13 protein-coding genes are annotated in these 13,539 nt (G+C 71.3%); 9 read left to right on the plus strand and 4 right to left on the minus strand.

Translation table 11 applies throughout. From position 1 onward, the window contains the following. The first annotated feature begins 17 nt into the window (after window positions 1–17). From LXM88_RS35930 to LXM88_RS35960, 7 genes are read left to right on the plus strand one after another with little or no spacing between them, the layout of a single operon-like run. The gene (locus tag LXM88_RS35930) at window positions 18–1,241 is read left to right on the plus strand and encodes an AAA family ATPase (RefSeq protein ID WP_262544211.1); all 1,224 of its coding nucleotides are present in this window, start codon (window positions 18–20) and stop codon (window positions 1,239–1,241) included. Next, the gene (locus tag LXM88_RS35935; RefSeq protein ID WP_262544212.1) at window positions 1,238–2,638 is read left to right on the plus strand and encodes a CpaF family protein; all 1,401 of its coding nucleotides are present in this window, start codon (window positions 1,238–1,240) and stop codon (window positions 2,636–2,638) included. Before LXM88_RS35930 ends, LXM88_RS35935 begins: the two co-directional genes overlap by 4 nt. Next, window positions 2,635–3,612 carry a type II secretion system F family protein gene (locus LXM88_RS35940; protein WP_262544213.1) on the plus strand — a complete coding sequence of 326 codons (978 nt, stop codon included), beginning with the start codon at window positions 2,635–2,637 and terminating at the stop codon, window positions 3,610–3,612. Before LXM88_RS35935 ends, LXM88_RS35940 begins: the two co-directional genes overlap by 4 nt. Further along, a complete protein-coding gene (locus tag LXM88_RS35945; RefSeq protein WP_262544214.1) occupies window positions 3,609–4,553 on the plus strand; it encodes a type II secretion system F family protein in 945 nt (314 codons plus the stop codon). Before LXM88_RS35940 ends, LXM88_RS35945 begins: the two co-directional genes overlap by 4 nt. Continuing rightward, on the plus strand, window positions 4,550–5,407 hold the full coding sequence (locus LXM88_RS35950; RefSeq protein ID WP_262544215.1) for a tetratricopeptide repeat protein: 858 nt from the start codon (window positions 4,550–4,552) through the stop codon (window positions 5,405–5,407). Before LXM88_RS35945 ends, LXM88_RS35950 begins: the two co-directional genes overlap by 4 nt. Further along, on the plus strand, window positions 5,404–5,832 hold the full coding sequence (locus LXM88_RS35955) for a TadE/TadG family type IV pilus assembly protein (RefSeq protein WP_262544216.1): 429 nt from the start codon (window positions 5,404–5,406) through the stop codon (window positions 5,830–5,832). Before LXM88_RS35950 ends, LXM88_RS35955 begins: the two co-directional genes overlap by 4 nt. Then, on the plus strand, window positions 5,825–6,865 hold the full coding sequence (locus LXM88_RS35960) for a TadG family pilus assembly protein (protein WP_262544217.1): 1,041 nt from the start codon (window positions 5,825–5,827) through the stop codon (window positions 6,863–6,865). The genes LXM88_RS35955 and LXM88_RS35960 overlap by 8 nt, the downstream gene beginning before the upstream one ends. Here the strand turns inward: LXM88_RS35960 and LXM88_RS35965 are convergent. After that, on the minus strand, window positions 6,829–8,091 hold the full coding sequence (locus LXM88_RS35965; protein ID WP_262544218.1) for a glycosyltransferase family 87 protein: 1,263 nt from the start codon (window positions 8,089–8,091) through the stop codon (window positions 6,829–6,831). The two genes, LXM88_RS35960 and LXM88_RS35965, sit on opposite strands and share 37 nt — an antisense overlap. 14 nt (window positions 8,092–8,105) lie before the next feature. Further along, window positions 8,106–9,182 carry a glycosyltransferase family 2 protein gene (locus tag LXM88_RS35970; RefSeq protein ID WP_262544219.1) on the minus strand — a complete coding sequence of 359 codons (1,077 nt, stop codon included), beginning with the start codon at window positions 9,180–9,182 and terminating at the stop codon, window positions 8,106–8,108. Between the two features lie 220 nt (window positions 9,183–9,402). Between LXM88_RS35970 and LXM88_RS35975 the strand changes: the two genes are divergently transcribed. After that, window positions 9,403–9,783 carry a DUF2591 domain-containing protein gene (locus LXM88_RS35975; RefSeq protein WP_262544220.1) on the plus strand — a complete coding sequence of 127 codons (381 nt, stop codon included), beginning with the start codon at window positions 9,403–9,405 and terminating at the stop codon, window positions 9,781–9,783. 36 nt (window positions 9,784–9,819) lie between these two features. Here LXM88_RS35975 and LXM88_RS35980 read toward each other — a convergent pair whose 3' ends face one another. Both LXM88_RS35980 and LXM88_RS35985 read right to left on the minus strand, forming a co-directional pair. Beyond that, entirely contained in the window at window positions 9,820–10,812 is a 993-nt protein-coding gene (locus LXM88_RS35980; protein WP_262544221.1) for an ABC transporter substrate-binding protein, read from the minus strand. Window positions 10,813–10,979: 167 nt separating this feature from the next. After that, the gene (locus LXM88_RS35985) at window positions 10,980–11,858 is read right to left on the minus strand and encodes a LysR family transcriptional regulator (RefSeq protein WP_262544222.1); all 879 of its coding nucleotides are present in this window, start codon (window positions 11,856–11,858) and stop codon (window positions 10,980–10,982) included. A 100-nt stretch (window positions 11,859–11,958) separates the two neighbouring features. Here LXM88_RS35985 and LXM88_RS35990 point away from each other — a divergent pair, with 100 nt between their 5' ends. Continuing rightward, a complete protein-coding gene (locus LXM88_RS35990) occupies window positions 11,959–13,527 on the plus strand; it encodes an MFS transporter (RefSeq protein ID WP_262544223.1) in 1,569 nt (522 codons plus the stop codon). Window positions 13,528–13,539: the final 12 nt, after the last annotated feature.

Below are 13,539 nucleotides of genomic sequence, written 5' to 3' on the forward strand. Positions count from 1 at the left end.
TTCCCGAGGCCATCGCGATGCCGCTCATGAACGTCCTCGACCGCCAGAACGCCAAGCGCGCCGCGTCCGCCGGCGCGACGGATCTCGTCGCGGTGGTGTCCGATCCCGGCAGCGAGGACGTGATCCGGCGCGTCGCGCACGATTTGTCGATCGCGCGTGCGCACCTGCAGACCGGCACCTGCGACGACGCGATCCGGCTGCTGCAGCAGCACGAGCGTTCGCCGCGCCAGCTGGTCATCGACGTGTCGGATTCGGTGCTGCCGGTGTCGGACCTGATGCGGCTCGCCGACGTGTGCGATCCGTCGGTGCGGGTCGTCGCGATCGGCACGCAGAACGACGTCGGGCTGTTTCGCAACCTGCTCGGCATCGGCGTGCAGGACTACATCGTCAAGCCGCTGACCGTCGAGCTGATGCGGCGCGCGCTGACGGCGACGGAATCGGTCGTGCAGGTGCGCACCGGCAAGATCGTCAGCTTCGTCGGCGCACGCGGCGGCGTCGGCGCGACGACCATCGCGGTGAGCCTCGCGCGCTGCCTGGCGGGCGAGAAACGCCGCCGCGTCGCGTACATCGACCTGAACCTGCATGGCGGCGGCGCGAACTCGATGCTGGGGCTGTCCAGCAACAACGGACTGGTCGAGTTGCTGAACATGGAGCAGCGTCCCGACGACGCGTTGTTCGACCGCATGTTCGTCACGCAGGGCGACCGCCTGCACGTGCTGTCGGCCGAGCTCGCGTACGGCGCCGACGTGCCGCTGAGCGACGGGGCGGTCGCGCGCCTGGTCGACATGCTGAAGGACCGTTTCCACTACGTGCTGTTCGACGTCGGCAGCGGCGCCGGCAAGCTGTTCGAGGAAGCGCTCGACGCTTCTGGTCTCGTCTACGTCGTCGCCGACCGCTCGGTGCACGCCGCGTACGAATCCGCGCGGCTCGCTCGCTTCGTGCAGGAGCTGCCGGGCGAGCGGCAGCTGTCGATGGTGCTGAACAATCCGCTCGCGCCGGTCGCGGGCCGCGTCGAGCCGGCCGATTTCGCGGGCGCGTTCAGCGGCGCGACGCTGCGCGAGCTGCCGCACGAGCCGCAGACGCTCGCGGTCGCCGAGAACCTCGGCGAGCCGATCGAAGGCGCGAAGCGCCGCGGCTTCCTGGACGGGATCCGGGCGCTCGCGAACGGCATCACCGGCGAACCGATGGCCGTCGCCGAACCGTGGTATGCGCGCTTCATCAAGTGGAGGAAAGGATCGTGACGTTCGGTAACCGCAACCGGCCGCCGCCGGACCCGGCGCCGGCCGCCTCGCCCGCGGCGCCGCGCGCGCCCGAGCCGGCGGTCGCGCCCGCGCCGCCGCCGACCCGCGCGCCGGCGGCGGCCGACACCCACGAGGCGCTGATCCGCTCCGGCAAGTTCGACGCGATCCGCACCGCGGTGTTCGCGTCGATGAACATGTCGGCGGCGCTGATGAAGACGCGCGACGAAGTGCGCGCGGGCATCGAGCAGGTCGCGGCGCACACGGTCGAGCGCGAGCGCCTGAAGATCACGGCCGGCGAGCAGGTGCTGATCGTCGACGCGATCCTGAACGACATGTTCGGCGTCGGGCCGATCGAGCCGCTGCTCGCCGACGATACCGTCACCGACATCCTCGTCAACGGGCCCGACCAAGTCTACGTCGAGCGCGCGGGCCGGCTCGAACTCACGTCGCTGAAGTTTCGCGACGACGCGCACGTGACGAGCGTCGCGCAGCGGATCGCGGCGGCGGTGGGCCGGCGCGTCGACGAGAGCAGCCCGATGGTCGACGCGCGTCTCGCCGACGGCAGCCGCGTGAACGTCGTGCTGCCGCCGATCGCGATGCGCGGCCCGTCGATCTCGATCCGCAAGTTCGCGAAGCGCGACATCACGCTCGCGCGGATGGCGCATCAGGGCAACATCTCGCATCCGATGCTGCAGGTGCTGAAGGTGGCGTGTTCGTGCCGGCTGAACATCGTGATCTCGGGCGGCACCGGCTCGGGCAAGACGACGCTGCTCAACGCGCTGTCGCAGCACATCGAGCAGCACGAACGGATCGTGACGATCGAGGACGCGGCCGAGCTGCAGCTGCTGCAGCCGCACGTCGTCAGCCTCGAGACGCGGCCGGAGAATACCGAGGGGCTCGGCGGCATCTCGCAGCGCGACCTCGTGCGCAACGCGCTGCGGATGCGGCCCGACCGCATCATCCTCGGCGAGATTCGCGGCCCGGAGGCGTTCGACGTGCTGCAGGCGATGAACACCGGCCACGACGGCTCGATGACGACGATCCATGCGAACTCGCCGCGCGACGCGATCAGCCGGCTCGAAAGCATGGTCATGATGGCGAACGCGAACCTGCAGCTGCTGTCGATCCGGCGCCAGATCGCGAGCGCCGTGCACCTGTTCGTGCAGGTCGAGCGGATGCGCGACGGCGTGCGGCGCGTCACGCGCATCACCGAGATCGTCGGGATGGAGGGCGAGGTGGTCATCACGCAGGACCTGTTCGCGTTCCGCCAGGAAGGCGACACGACGCGCGATTCGGTCAAGGGCGTGTTCGACGCGTCGTCGCTGCGGCCGGCATTCGCGGCGCGCGCCGCGTATTACGGCGTCGAGGACGCGCTCACCGAGGTGTTCCGGCAATGAAGGCCGCCGACCTGTTCGCGGCGGGCGCGTTCGTCGTGATCCTCGCGATCGGGCTCGCGCTGTCGTCGCTGCTCGATCGCGCGCGCCGCACGCCGGCGCAGCGCATTCGCGAGCGGATGCGGCGCCTGTCGCCGTTGCTCGCGGGCCGCGATGCGGGCGCGGCCGACGGGTCCGGCGTCGCGCTGTTCAACCTCGAACGCCGGCAAAGCCGTGCGCGCACGTGGCTGCAGCGCTACGTGACGCGCGTGCGCGCGGTGGGCGGCAAAGGCGGCATGCGGATCGTCGTCGCCAGCACGATCGCCGGCGCGATCGCGGCGCTCGTCGCGGTGCAACTGATCGGGCCGCCGGGCTTCCTGCGTCCGCTGATCTGCGTCGGGGTGCCGCTGCTCGCGATGCGCGCCAGCTACCGCTCGCTGGTCGAGCGCTTCCGGATCCGTTTTCTCGAAGCGTTCCCGGACGCGATCGACCTGATCGTGCGGGCCGTGCGCGCAGGCATTCCGGTCACGCAGGCGATCAGCACGGTCGGCGACAGCGCGGCCGAGCCGGTGTGTTCGACGTTCCGCTCGATGGGCGACAGCCTGCGGGTCGGCGCGGATCTCAAGGACGTGCTGACGCAGGCGGCGGACCGGCTGATGATCGCGGACTTCTCGTTCTTCACCGTCTATCTGCTGCTGCAGCGCGAAACCGGCGGCAGCCTCGGCGAGACGCTCGACGAACTGTCGAGCATCATCCGCACGCGCCGCGACATCCGCCTGAAGACCCGCGCGCTGACCGCCGAAGGGCGGATCACGACGAAGATCATTTCGGCGGTGCCGTTCGTGATGATCGGCGCGCTGTTCCTCGTGAACCGCGCGTACGTGATGCTGCTGTTCACGACGCACGCCGGCAACATGATGCTGACGATCGCCGCCGGGTTGCTGGCGGTCGGTCTGCTGACGATCCGCAAGATCTCGAAACTGGATACCGCGCGATGACGATGTCGATACTGGCCGCCCGCGGCCTCGAACTGCTGCTGTTGCTCGCCTGCGTCGGCGTGGCGCTCGCCACGCCCGGCGGCAGCACGCGCCGGCGCATCGCCGAGCGCGTGCAGCAGGCCGCCGGGCAGCGCGCGCCGTCGCTATCGGCGGGGCGGCTGCAGCCGGACGAGGTCCGCCAGGGCGTGACGCGGCGGCTCGCGCAGCTCGGCGAACGGCTGCCGGTGCTCGACCCGATGCAGCGCGTGAAGCTCGGCCTGCAATTGACGCGCGCCGGCTTTCGCGAGCGCCGTGCGGTGTCGTCGATGATCGGCATCAAGCTGAGCTGCGGCGTGCTGTTCGCGGGCGTCGCGATCGTGTTCAGCCCGTTCATTCCGCGCTTCGGCGAATACTTCGTGATCCGTGCGCTGGCGATGGTCGCCGCGTTCGTGATCGGCGTGATCGTGCCCGAGTACGTGCTCGGCGCGATGATCCGGCGGCGCCGGCGGATCATCGCCGCGTGTTTTCCGGACGCGCTCGACCTGCTCGTGATCTGCACGATGGCCGGCAACAGTCTCGCGTCGGGCATCCGGCGCGTCGCGCACGAACTGGCGCGCATCTGCCCGCCGCTCGCCGACGAGCTGACGGTGTGCGCGGACGAGCTCACGCTGAGCGGCAACGTGGCCGCGACGCTCACGCATTTCGCGACGCGCGTCGATTTCGCGTCGGCGCGCTCGCTCGCGACGACGCTCACGCAGTCGCAGCGGTTCGGCACGCCGATCACGCAGGCGCTGCGAACCCTGTCGCGCACCGAGCGCACCGAGCAGATCGTCGCGCTCGAGGAAAAGGCCGCGAAGCTCGCGCCGAAGATCACGCTGCCGATGATGCTGTTCATCCTGCCGACGGTCTGCCTGATCGCGGCGGGCCCGGCCGCGATTCGCCTCCTCGAGGTCTTCAAATGACACGATCCGTCGTACGCACGCTCGCGCTCGCGGCCGTGCTGCCGGTGCTGGCCGGCGGCTGCGCGCCGGGCGTCCAGACGCGGCCGGTGCTGTCGCACAAGAGCGACGACCCGCAGGCCGAACTGCGCATCGCGGACAGCGCGCTTGCCGGCGGCAATGTCGATCTCGCGTCGACGCTGTACGAGAAGGTGCTCGCCGCGCATCCCGATTCGCTCGCGGCGCAGCTGGGGCTCGGCGACGTCAACTATCGCACCGGCAACCTGGAGCGCGCGCGGATTCTCTACGAGGAAGCGCAGCGGCAGTCGCCCGCGGAGCTCGGCCCGCGGCTCGGGCTCGCGCGCGTCGCGTTGCGGCAACGCCGGCTCGACGAGGCCGCGCAGCGCTATCGCGACCTGCTGGCCGCGCAGCCGAACCATCCGCTCGCGGCGGAAGGGCTCGGCACCGTGCTCGACCTGCAGGGGCGCCATGCGGATGCGCAGGCCGTGTATCGCGACGCGCTGCGCGCGCATCCGGACGCGCAGGGGCTGCGCATCGACCTCGGGCTGTCGCTCGTGCTGAGCAACCGGCCGCGCGAGGGCGTGAACGTGCTGCTCGACGTCGCGGGGCTGCCCGATGCGCCGTGGCAGGCGCGCCAGAACCTCGCGTTCGCGTATGGCGTGCTCGGCAACACCGATTCGGCGAAGAAGCTGCTGTCCGCGGATCTGCCCGCGTCGGCGGTGGCCGACAACCTGCGCTTCTACCAGGCGGTGCGCGCGCGGCTCGCGTCGCGCGGAGCTGCCGGCGGCGGGGCGCCGCTGTCGGGCGCGGCGCTGGAGTCGGGCGTCGCGCCGCCGGGCGCGGGGGCCGCAAAATGACACGCGGGGCGACGGGCGCCCGCCGTGCGCGCGGCGTCGTGTCCCTCGAGTTCGTGCTGATGCTGCCGTTCCTGCTGATGGTGCTGATCGGCATCATCGACACGAGCCTGATCCTGTGCGACAAGGCCGTCATCACGAACGCGAGCCGCGAGGCCGCGCGCGCCGGCGTCGTGCTGCGCGTGCCGATGCTGACCACGACGCAGATCGCCAGCGTCGCGCAGAACTACATGCAGAACAGCCTGATCACCGGCGGCACCGCGACGACGCCGGCCGTGACCGTGACCCAGGCGAACGGCACGACGGCGGGCACCGCGCTGACCGTGACGGTGACCTACACGTATTCGGGGATGGTGCTGGGTTCCGCGTTCAGCGCGCTGACCGGCCCGGTGACGGTCTCGGCCACTTCGGTGATGCTCTATGAATGACGCGGACGACACGCGAGCGCTCGGCCCCGCGCGGCAGCGCGGCTCGGTCGCGCTGTTTTTCCTGCTGTTCCTGATTCCGCTGCTGTCGTTCGGCGCGCTGGCGATCGACATCGCGTGGGTGGCCACCGTGCGCAACCAGCTGCAGAACGCCGCCGACGCGGCCGCGCTCGCGGGGGCCGACGCGATGATGTCGCCGAGCGGCGGCGCGCTGAACTGGTCGCAGGCCGCGCCGGCGGCGAACGGCGTGATCGCACAGAACTCGGCGGCCGGCGCCGCGCTGTCGACCGGCACGGTGACCACCGGCTACTGGAACGTGACGCGCAGCCCCGCATCGATGCAGGCGACGACCATCACGCCCGGCGCATACGACGTGCCGGCCGTGCAGGTTACCGTGTCGCGAGCGCCGGGCGTGAACGGCGGCTCGATTCCGCTGCTGCTCGGCGGGCTGCTGGGGATTCCCGGCGCGTCCGGCAGCGCGACCGCGGTGGCGGTGCTGGCCGCGCCGGGCGGGGTGGCGGCCGGCGGACTGTTTCCGGTCGCGATCGACCAGTGCGTGTACAACCAGTACTGGAACGCGGTGACCAACCAGCCGCTGATCAATCCGCTGACGGGCTTGCCGTACGAGTTCTCGATCACGAACGGCCAGACCTATGGCGCGCTGTGCATGGGCGGGCAGTGGACGTCGTTCCTGTCGACGGCGACCGACACGACGACGATGGGCGGGCTGATGGTGACCGGCAACCCGACGACGCTCAATATCGGCGACAGCATCTACCTCGCGACCGGCGTGAAGGCGACGCTCTACACGTCGGTGCCGGTCGGCACGACGGTGGTGCTGCCGGTCGTCACGCAGACGTCGAGCAGCACCTACGTGCCGATCGTCGCGTTCGCGGCGTTCCACATCGACGTGTCGCTCGGCGGCTCGTACAAGTACATCCAGGGCCACTTCGTCGCCGGCGTGAAGATGACCGGCGTCGCGACCGGCGTCGGGCCGTACTACGGCGTGTACGTGCCGCCGCGGCTCGCGCTGTGAGCGCCGGACCGCGCGCGGCGCAGCAGCACGAGGAGGGCGGCGAGCGTCACGGCCGGGCCGATCTGCGGCGCGTTGAGCCACGGGTTCAGGTATTCGTAGAGCGGCAGCGCCCACATCAGCGCGATCATCGTCTGCTCGCCGCGCAGCCAGCCGTCGCGCCAGCCGGTCGCCAGCATGCAGGCGATCGCGACGCCGAGCCACGCGAGTTCGTAGTGCCACACATACGGGTTCGCCGCGAGCGTCGCGACCGCCAGCACCGCCACGCGCACGCGGGTGTCGCGCGAGCGTGCCCACACGATGCACGCGGCCGCGATCGCGATCGCGGCGACGCAGGCATGCGCGGCATACGCGGCGCCGAGCGGCAGGCCGGCGAGGCGGAACGCCGCGAACGGCGTCGGAGACGCGAACCAGAACGCCACGCGATGCTCGAGAATGAGCGACCGCGCGAGCCCCGCGCTGGCGGCGAACAGGCGCAGCGACTCGACGCCGCACACCAGCACGCTCAACGCGCCGAACGCGGCGGTGGCGAGCGTGGCCCACGCGATCGTGCGCCACGCGCGCGCGGCGATCAGCACGAACGGGAACAGCAGCGCCATCTGCGGCTTGACCGACAGCAGGCCGATGCAGAGGCCGGCCCACATCGGCCGCCGGTCGGCCCAGCAGACGGCCAGCGCCGCGCAAGAAGCGGTCAGGAACGCGTTCTGCCCGAGCATCGCGGTGACGAACACGCACGGGGCGGCGACCAGCGCGAACGCGCCGACGCGCCGCACGCCGGGCGTCGCGCCGAGGCCCGAGACACGCCACGCGACGAACCCGAACACGACGACGCCGAACGCGACGAACAGCGGATAGCCGATCGCATAGGGCAATAGCGCGAACGGCGTCACGAGCAGCAGGTAGGTGGGCGGGTACAGCCAGGCGACGAGGCCTTCGCCGCGGAAATACGGGAACAACGCGGCCGACAGCCGCGAGAAGGTCGGCAAATCGTACGCCTGCCATGGCGCGCCGTGCAGCATCGCGTACGACGCCGACCAGAACACCGCGTAGTCCGCACCCGGGGTCGTGATGGCGGTGCCCGGCGCGTAGCGGATCACGTACGCCCAGATCGCCAGGAACAGCGCGTGGAGCACGAGCGCGAACGCGCTGTACGTGACGATGCGTCGGGGCGTCAGCCACGCGCGGACGGGGCGCTCCGCCGAGTGCATCGATTGCCGGGGAAGGTCCATGCGCCGGGTGCCGGTCACTTGACGGAGATTTTCCTGGCACCGTGGCCGGTGGCCGCGGGCGTGGCCGGCCGCCGGCGGGCCGCATGCGCGCGCTTGAGCGGGAACTGCAGCAGCTTCGACGCCGGATGCGCGGCGGCGTCCCGCTCGGCGCGGTAGCGCGACCGCACCAGATAGACCGGGCGCTGCTTCGATTCGTGATAGATGCGGCCGAGGTATTCGCCGATCACGCCGATGCCGACCAGCTGGACGCCGCCGATGAACAGCACGACGGAGATCAGCGACGCGTAGCCATGCACCGGGTTGCCGAGCAGCAGTGTGCGCACGACGATGAAGGCGCCGTATACGAGCGCGAGCATCGCGAACGTGAGGCCGACGTAGGTCCACACGCGCAGCGGCACCGTGCTGAAGCTGGTGATGCCTTCGAGCGCGAAGTTCCAGCGCTTCCATCCGGAGAACTTCGACCGGCCGCCGCTGCGCGGGGCGCGCGTGTACTCGATGATCTCGATGCGAAAGCCGACCCACGCGAACAGGCCTTTCATGAAGCGCCGCCGCTCGGGCAGCGCGCGCAGCGTGTCGACGACCTGACGGTCCATCAGCCGGAAATCGCCGACGTTCTCCGGCATCTCGACTTCGGAGAGCCGGTTGTGCACGCGGTAGTAGAGCGCGGCAGCCAGGCGCTGCATCAGCGGATCGCACCTGCGGTCGGTGCGTTTCGCGGCAACGACCTCGGCGCCCGCGAGCCAGCGCTCGACCATCGCGGGAATCAACGCGGGCGGGTCCTGCAGGTCGGCGTCGATCAGGATCACCGCGGCGCCGGCCGCTTCGTCGAGGCCGGCGGTGAGCGCGGCCTCCTTGCCGAAGCGGCGCGTGAGATCGACGACGCGCACGCGCGGGTCGCCGGCCGTGACCGCGAGCAGCCGGTCGAGCGTGCGATCGCGGCTGCCGTCGTTGATGCAGACGATCTCGAAGCGGATCGTGTCGACCGACTCGAGGACGGGCAGCGTTTCGGCGAAGAATGCGTCGATCGTTTCGTCTTCGTCGTGAAACGGCACGACGAGCGAGACCAGCGGCTTTCTGGCGTGCGTGGGCATGCGTTCCCCCGAGAGATCCGGCCTGCGCTGCACCGTATGGATCCGGTTGTCGTCCACCGCAGGCCGGACGACAGGCGTTACGATCATTGTATGCAGAAATCGACGATTCGTAATATCGATGGGTGGGTCGCGCGGCCGCCTGTTTCGCCATCGGGACGCGGTTCGTCGACGGCGGGCGCACGGGCGCCAGGGCGAGGTTTCGATGTCGAAGGAGGACGCGATGCAAGTTCAGGACCTGACCGGCGCGGCGCTGGACTACTGGGTGGCGATGGCCGAAGGTCTCGGCGCGCCGTGCGTCGCCGACGGCACATGCCGGGCGATCCGCGAGACGGGCGGCGCGAGCGTGTCGTTCGCGCCGTCGTCCTCGTGGGTGGACGGCGGCCCGATCGTCGAGCGGCTGCCGTTCGACGCGTTCGAGCGCGACGGCGGGCGCGGCGCGTGGCGGGCCGTGCTGCACCGCGCGGTGCCGGCCGCCGGCGAGCGCTGCACGTTCAATCAGTCGGGGCCGACGCTGCTGATCGCCGCGATGCGCACGCTCGTCGCATCGACCTTCGGCGACGACGTGCCGGATCTCGACATGTCGAAGCCGCGCCGAGCGTAGTCCGTTGCGTTGCGGCGCCTCCCGAGCACGCCATCTCTATCCCGCGGACAGATTCCGGATCGCGATCGACGCGACATCGACGCGCCGCGGCAGGATCGCATCCGCGGCCGCACGATCGGCGACGCGCTGCAGCACGTCGATATCGGCGCTGCTGAGGCTGCGCTGCGCGAGCGCCGCCCGGCGCGCGATGTCGGCGGCCGCGTCGGGCGGCAGGCGCGTCAGCGACGCATAGACGTTCGCGTAGTCGGCCGGATGCGCGAGCGCCCACTGGCCCGCGCGGGTGAGCCGAGCGAGCACGTCCGCGAGCGCCGCGCGTTTAGCGCGGTCGTCGAGCGTGTCGACCGGCGACGTGAGGAACGCGAGCCCCGAATTGATGCCGCTGCCGTCGCGCACGATGCGCGCGCCGCGCCGCACGGCATGACCGTAGTACGGGTCGAACGTCGCCCAGATGCCGATCCGCCTGGCCTCGAACGCGGCGAACGCATCGACGGGCAGCACGAAACGCACGTCGACGTCGCGCGGCGCGAGGCCGTGCTCGCGCAGCGCACCGTACAGCTGGTATTGGGAGATGCTGCCGCGCGCGGACGACACGACGACGGTTTGCCCTTTCAGGTCGGCCACGGTGCGGACCGGCGAGTCGGGCTGCACGACGATGCCGAGCGACGTCGGCGAGCCGGCGCGGGTCGCGACGATCCGCAACGACGGATCGCCGAGCGCGGCCGTCAGCACGGGCAGGTCGCCGGCCGGCGCGAGATCGATCGCGCCCGCGCGCTGCGCCTCGAACAGCGGTGCGGCGCCCTGGAAATTGGCCCAGCGGAACCGGTACGGCGTGCCGTCGAGCACGTGCGCGGCCTCGGCCAGCGCGCGCAGGCCGCCGGCCTGATCGCCGAGCACGAGCGTGACGCCCGACAGGTCGGCGCCGGCCGCATGGGCGGGCAGTGCGAGGCCGCCGCCGGCGAGCGGCGCGGCGGCGAGGGCGGCAAGACGCTGCAGCGCGCGGCGGCGTGCTGGGGCGGAAGAGGGGTTCATCGGCGGCGTGTCCTCGGTGACCCGCGCGCGTGCGGCGCGGCTGCCGGGCAGGTTACGGAATCGGTTTCCGGCCGACAAACATCGAATCGTGAAATGCATATTCGCGCGGCGACGGCGGGCGGCCGATCCCGACGCCTGACGCGTGACGCGTGACGCCCGCGGGCGGCTTATGCGGCCGGCGCAACCGTGCGCAGGAACGCCCGCACCGCCGGTGCCTTTTCGAACCGCCGGTGCGCGAGCGCGAGTTCCGACATGATCGGCTTGCCGGCGATCGGCCGGTAGACGACGCCCGGCAACGACACGCAACCGGCCAGCGCATCGGGAATCACGGCGACCCAGCCGTTCACGGACACGCACGCGAGCACCGCGAGCAATCCGCCAGGCCGCGCGGCGATCACCGGCGCGAAGCGGCCGCGGCGCGCGACTTCGAGCGTGCCGAGCTCCTGTTCGGGCACCGCGAAGCACGCGTCGGCGAGGTCGGCCGCGCGCACGGCGGTCATCGACGCATAGCGCGAATCGGCCGGCACCGCCGCGACGAACACGTCGCGCTGCAGCGTGACGATCCGCAGACCGCCGGGCAGCGGCAGCGGCGGGCGCACGTACGCGAGGTCGAGCCGGCCCGCGTCGAGCTGCTTCGCGACGTCGTCCATCGGCACTTCGCGCAGGTCCAGTTCGATGCGCGGGTGCGCGGCGCGGAATGCGCCGACCGTGCGCTGCAACGTGCCCGAATACACGGCGGACGATACGTAGCCGATCTCGATCCGGCCCAGCTCGCCGCGTTCGGCGAGCGCGGCGAGTTCGCGGCCGCGCTGCAGGTGCTCGAACGCGGCGCTCGCTTCGGCGAGATAGGCCTCGCCGGCCGCGCTCAGCGTGACCGCGCGGCGCGACCGGTGAAACAGCCGCACGCCGAGCACGCGCTCGGCTTCCTGGATCTGCCGCGTGAGCGCGGGCGGCGCCATGTCGAGCGCGTCGGCCGCGCGGGCGAAATGCAGGTGCTGCGCGACGCTCAGGAACGCGCGCACGTGACGGAATTCGAGCCGGTCCATGATTGCAATTTTCGTCAATAAAACAGCATTGGAGTGTCAATGACAGGCAATACCGGGCAAGCCTAGCATACGGCTCGTTCATCCTGTTCCGGAGTTGCCGATGTCCCAGTCCTCACCGGCGTCGCGCGCGGGCGCGGCCGCTGCCCCGCTTGCGGGCGCCCGCATGCCGGCCGCCGCGACGCTCGCCGTCGCGTCGGCGACCTGTTCGCTGATCGTGCTCGACACGAACGTCGTCGCCGTGTCGCTGCCGAGCATCGCACGCAGTTTTCATGCGAGCTTTGCCGATATCGAATGGGTCGTCAGCGCGTACATGACCGCGTTCGCCGCGTGCCTGCTGCCGGCCGGCGGGCTCGCTGACCGCTTCGGCCGCAAGCGGATGCTCGGCGCGGGGCTCGCGCTCTTTTTTCTCGCGTCGCTCGGCTGCGGCATCGCGCCGTCGGCCGGCTGGCTGATCGCCGCGCGCGCGGTGAAGGGCGGCGGCGCCGCGCTGCTGCTGACGGCCGCGCTCGCCGTGATCGCGAACCGCTTTCCGGGAGGGCGCGAACGGGCGCGCGCGTGGGCGATCTGGGGGATGTGCATGGGGATCGCGACGTCGATCGCGCCGCTCGTCGGCGGTGCGATCACGCAATGGATCGGCTGGCGCTGGGTGTTCCTGCTTAACCTGCCGGTCTGCGCACTGCTGGCGGTCGGCGCGCGCGTCGCGATCGACGAATCGCGCGATCCGCACGCGAAACGCGTGGACGCCGCCGGCAGCCTGCTGTTCGGCGCGGCGCTCGCCTGTGCGATCGCGGCGCTGATCGGCGCGCCGTCGCACGGCTGGCTGTCGGCCGCAACGCTCGGCCGGCTCGTGCTCGCCGCCGCGCTGTTTGCCGCTTTCGTCGGCGCCGAGCGCTGGCAGGCGCGGCCGATGATCGATCTCGCGCTGTTCCGTCAGCCGCGCTTCGTCGGCGCCGTGCTCGCGATGTTCGGTTATGCGGCATGCGCGCAGGTGATGATGACGTTCCTGCCGCTGTACTTGCAGAACGCATTCGGGATGTCGGCGATCGACGCGGGGCTCGGGATGCTGCCGTTCGCATTCGCGATGATCGCCGGGCCGTCGCTCGGTGCGGCGCTCGCCGCGCGCGTGCCGTCCGGCGGCGTGCTGGCGGGCGGGCTCGCGCTGATCGGCACGGGCAACCTCGCGACCGCGGCGCTGACGGCCAGCGGCGACTACCGGCTCGTCGCGATCGGCATGTTCGTGACGGGCTGCGGCGCGGGGATCATGAACGGCGACACGCAGAAGGCGATCATGGCGTGCGTGCCGCCGGACCGCACGGGGATGGCGTCGGGCATCAGCACGACGACGCGCTTCTCGGCGATCGTGACCGCCGTCGGCGTGCTCGGCGCGGTGCTGGCGGCGAGCACGCATGCGCGGCTCGACCGCCTGCTGTCCGCCGCGCCCGGCCTGCGCGCGTTCGCCGACGCGCCGTTCATGTCGAGCCTGCTGGCCGGCGATCTGGCGCAGGCGCTCGACCGCGTGCCGCCGTCGGCCGCCCGCGCGCTCGCCCAGGCGGCGCCCGTCGCGTTCGCGAGCGGGTTCGCCGATGCGCTCATCGTGAGCGGCGTGCTCGCACTCGTTGTGTCCGTCGTTGCATACACGTTGCTTGCGCAACCGATGCGCGACGCGTAGCGGGGCGGTTTT

Origin of the sequence: Burkholderia sp. S-53, from assembly GCF_025560745.1 — a bacterium.
Classification (GTDB): Bacteria; Pseudomonadota; Gammaproteobacteria; order Burkholderiales; family Burkholderiaceae; genus Burkholderia; species Burkholderia pyrrocinia.

What these genes read in the sequence shown, in the direction of transcription:
- LXM88_RS35930 (WP_262544211.1), top strand. Translation starts at nt 18, where the DNA reads ATGCCGCTCATGAACGTCCTCGACCGCCAGAACGCCAAGCGCGCCGCG.
- LXM88_RS35940 (WP_262544213.1), top strand. Translation starts at nt 2,635, where the DNA reads ATGAAGGCCGCCGACCTGTTCGCGGCGGGCGCGTTCGTCGTGATCCTC.
- LXM88_RS35945 (WP_262544214.1), top strand. Translation starts at nt 3,609, where the DNA reads ATGACGATGTCGATACTGGCCGCCCGCGGCCTCGAACTGCTGCTGTTG.
- LXM88_RS35950 (WP_262544215.1), top strand. Translation starts at nt 4,550, where the DNA reads ATGACACGATCCGTCGTACGCACGCTCGCGCTCGCGGCCGTGCTGCCG.
- LXM88_RS35955 (WP_262544216.1), top strand. Translation starts at nt 5,404, where the DNA reads ATGACACGCGGGGCGACGGGCGCCCGCCGTGCGCGCGGCGTCGTGTCC.
- LXM88_RS35960 (WP_262544217.1), top strand. Translation starts at nt 5,825, where the DNA reads ATGAATGACGCGGACGACACGCGAGCGCTCGGCCCCGCGCGGCAGCGC.
- LXM88_RS35965 (WP_262544218.1), bottom strand. Translation starts at nt 8,091, where the DNA reads ATGGACCTTCCCCGGCAATCGATGCACTCGGCGGAGCGCCCCGTCCGC.
- LXM88_RS35970 (WP_262544219.1), bottom strand. Translation starts at nt 9,182, where the DNA reads ATGCCCACGCACGCCAGAAAGCCGCTGGTCTCGCTCGTCGTGCCGTTT.
- LXM88_RS35975 (WP_262544220.1), top strand. Translation starts at nt 9,403, where the DNA reads ATGCAAGTTCAGGACCTGACCGGCGCGGCGCTGGACTACTGGGTGGCG.
- LXM88_RS35980 (WP_262544221.1), bottom strand. Translation starts at nt 10,812, where the DNA reads ATGAACCCCTCTTCCGCCCCAGCACGCCGCCGCGCGCTGCAGCGTCTT.
- LXM88_RS35985 (WP_262544222.1), bottom strand. Translation starts at nt 11,858, where the DNA reads ATGGACCGGCTCGAATTCCGTCACGTGCGCGCGTTCCTGAGCGTCGCG.
- LXM88_RS35990 (WP_262544223.1), top strand. Translation starts at nt 11,959, where the DNA reads ATGTCCCAGTCCTCACCGGCGTCGCGCGCGGGCGCGGCCGCTGCCCCG.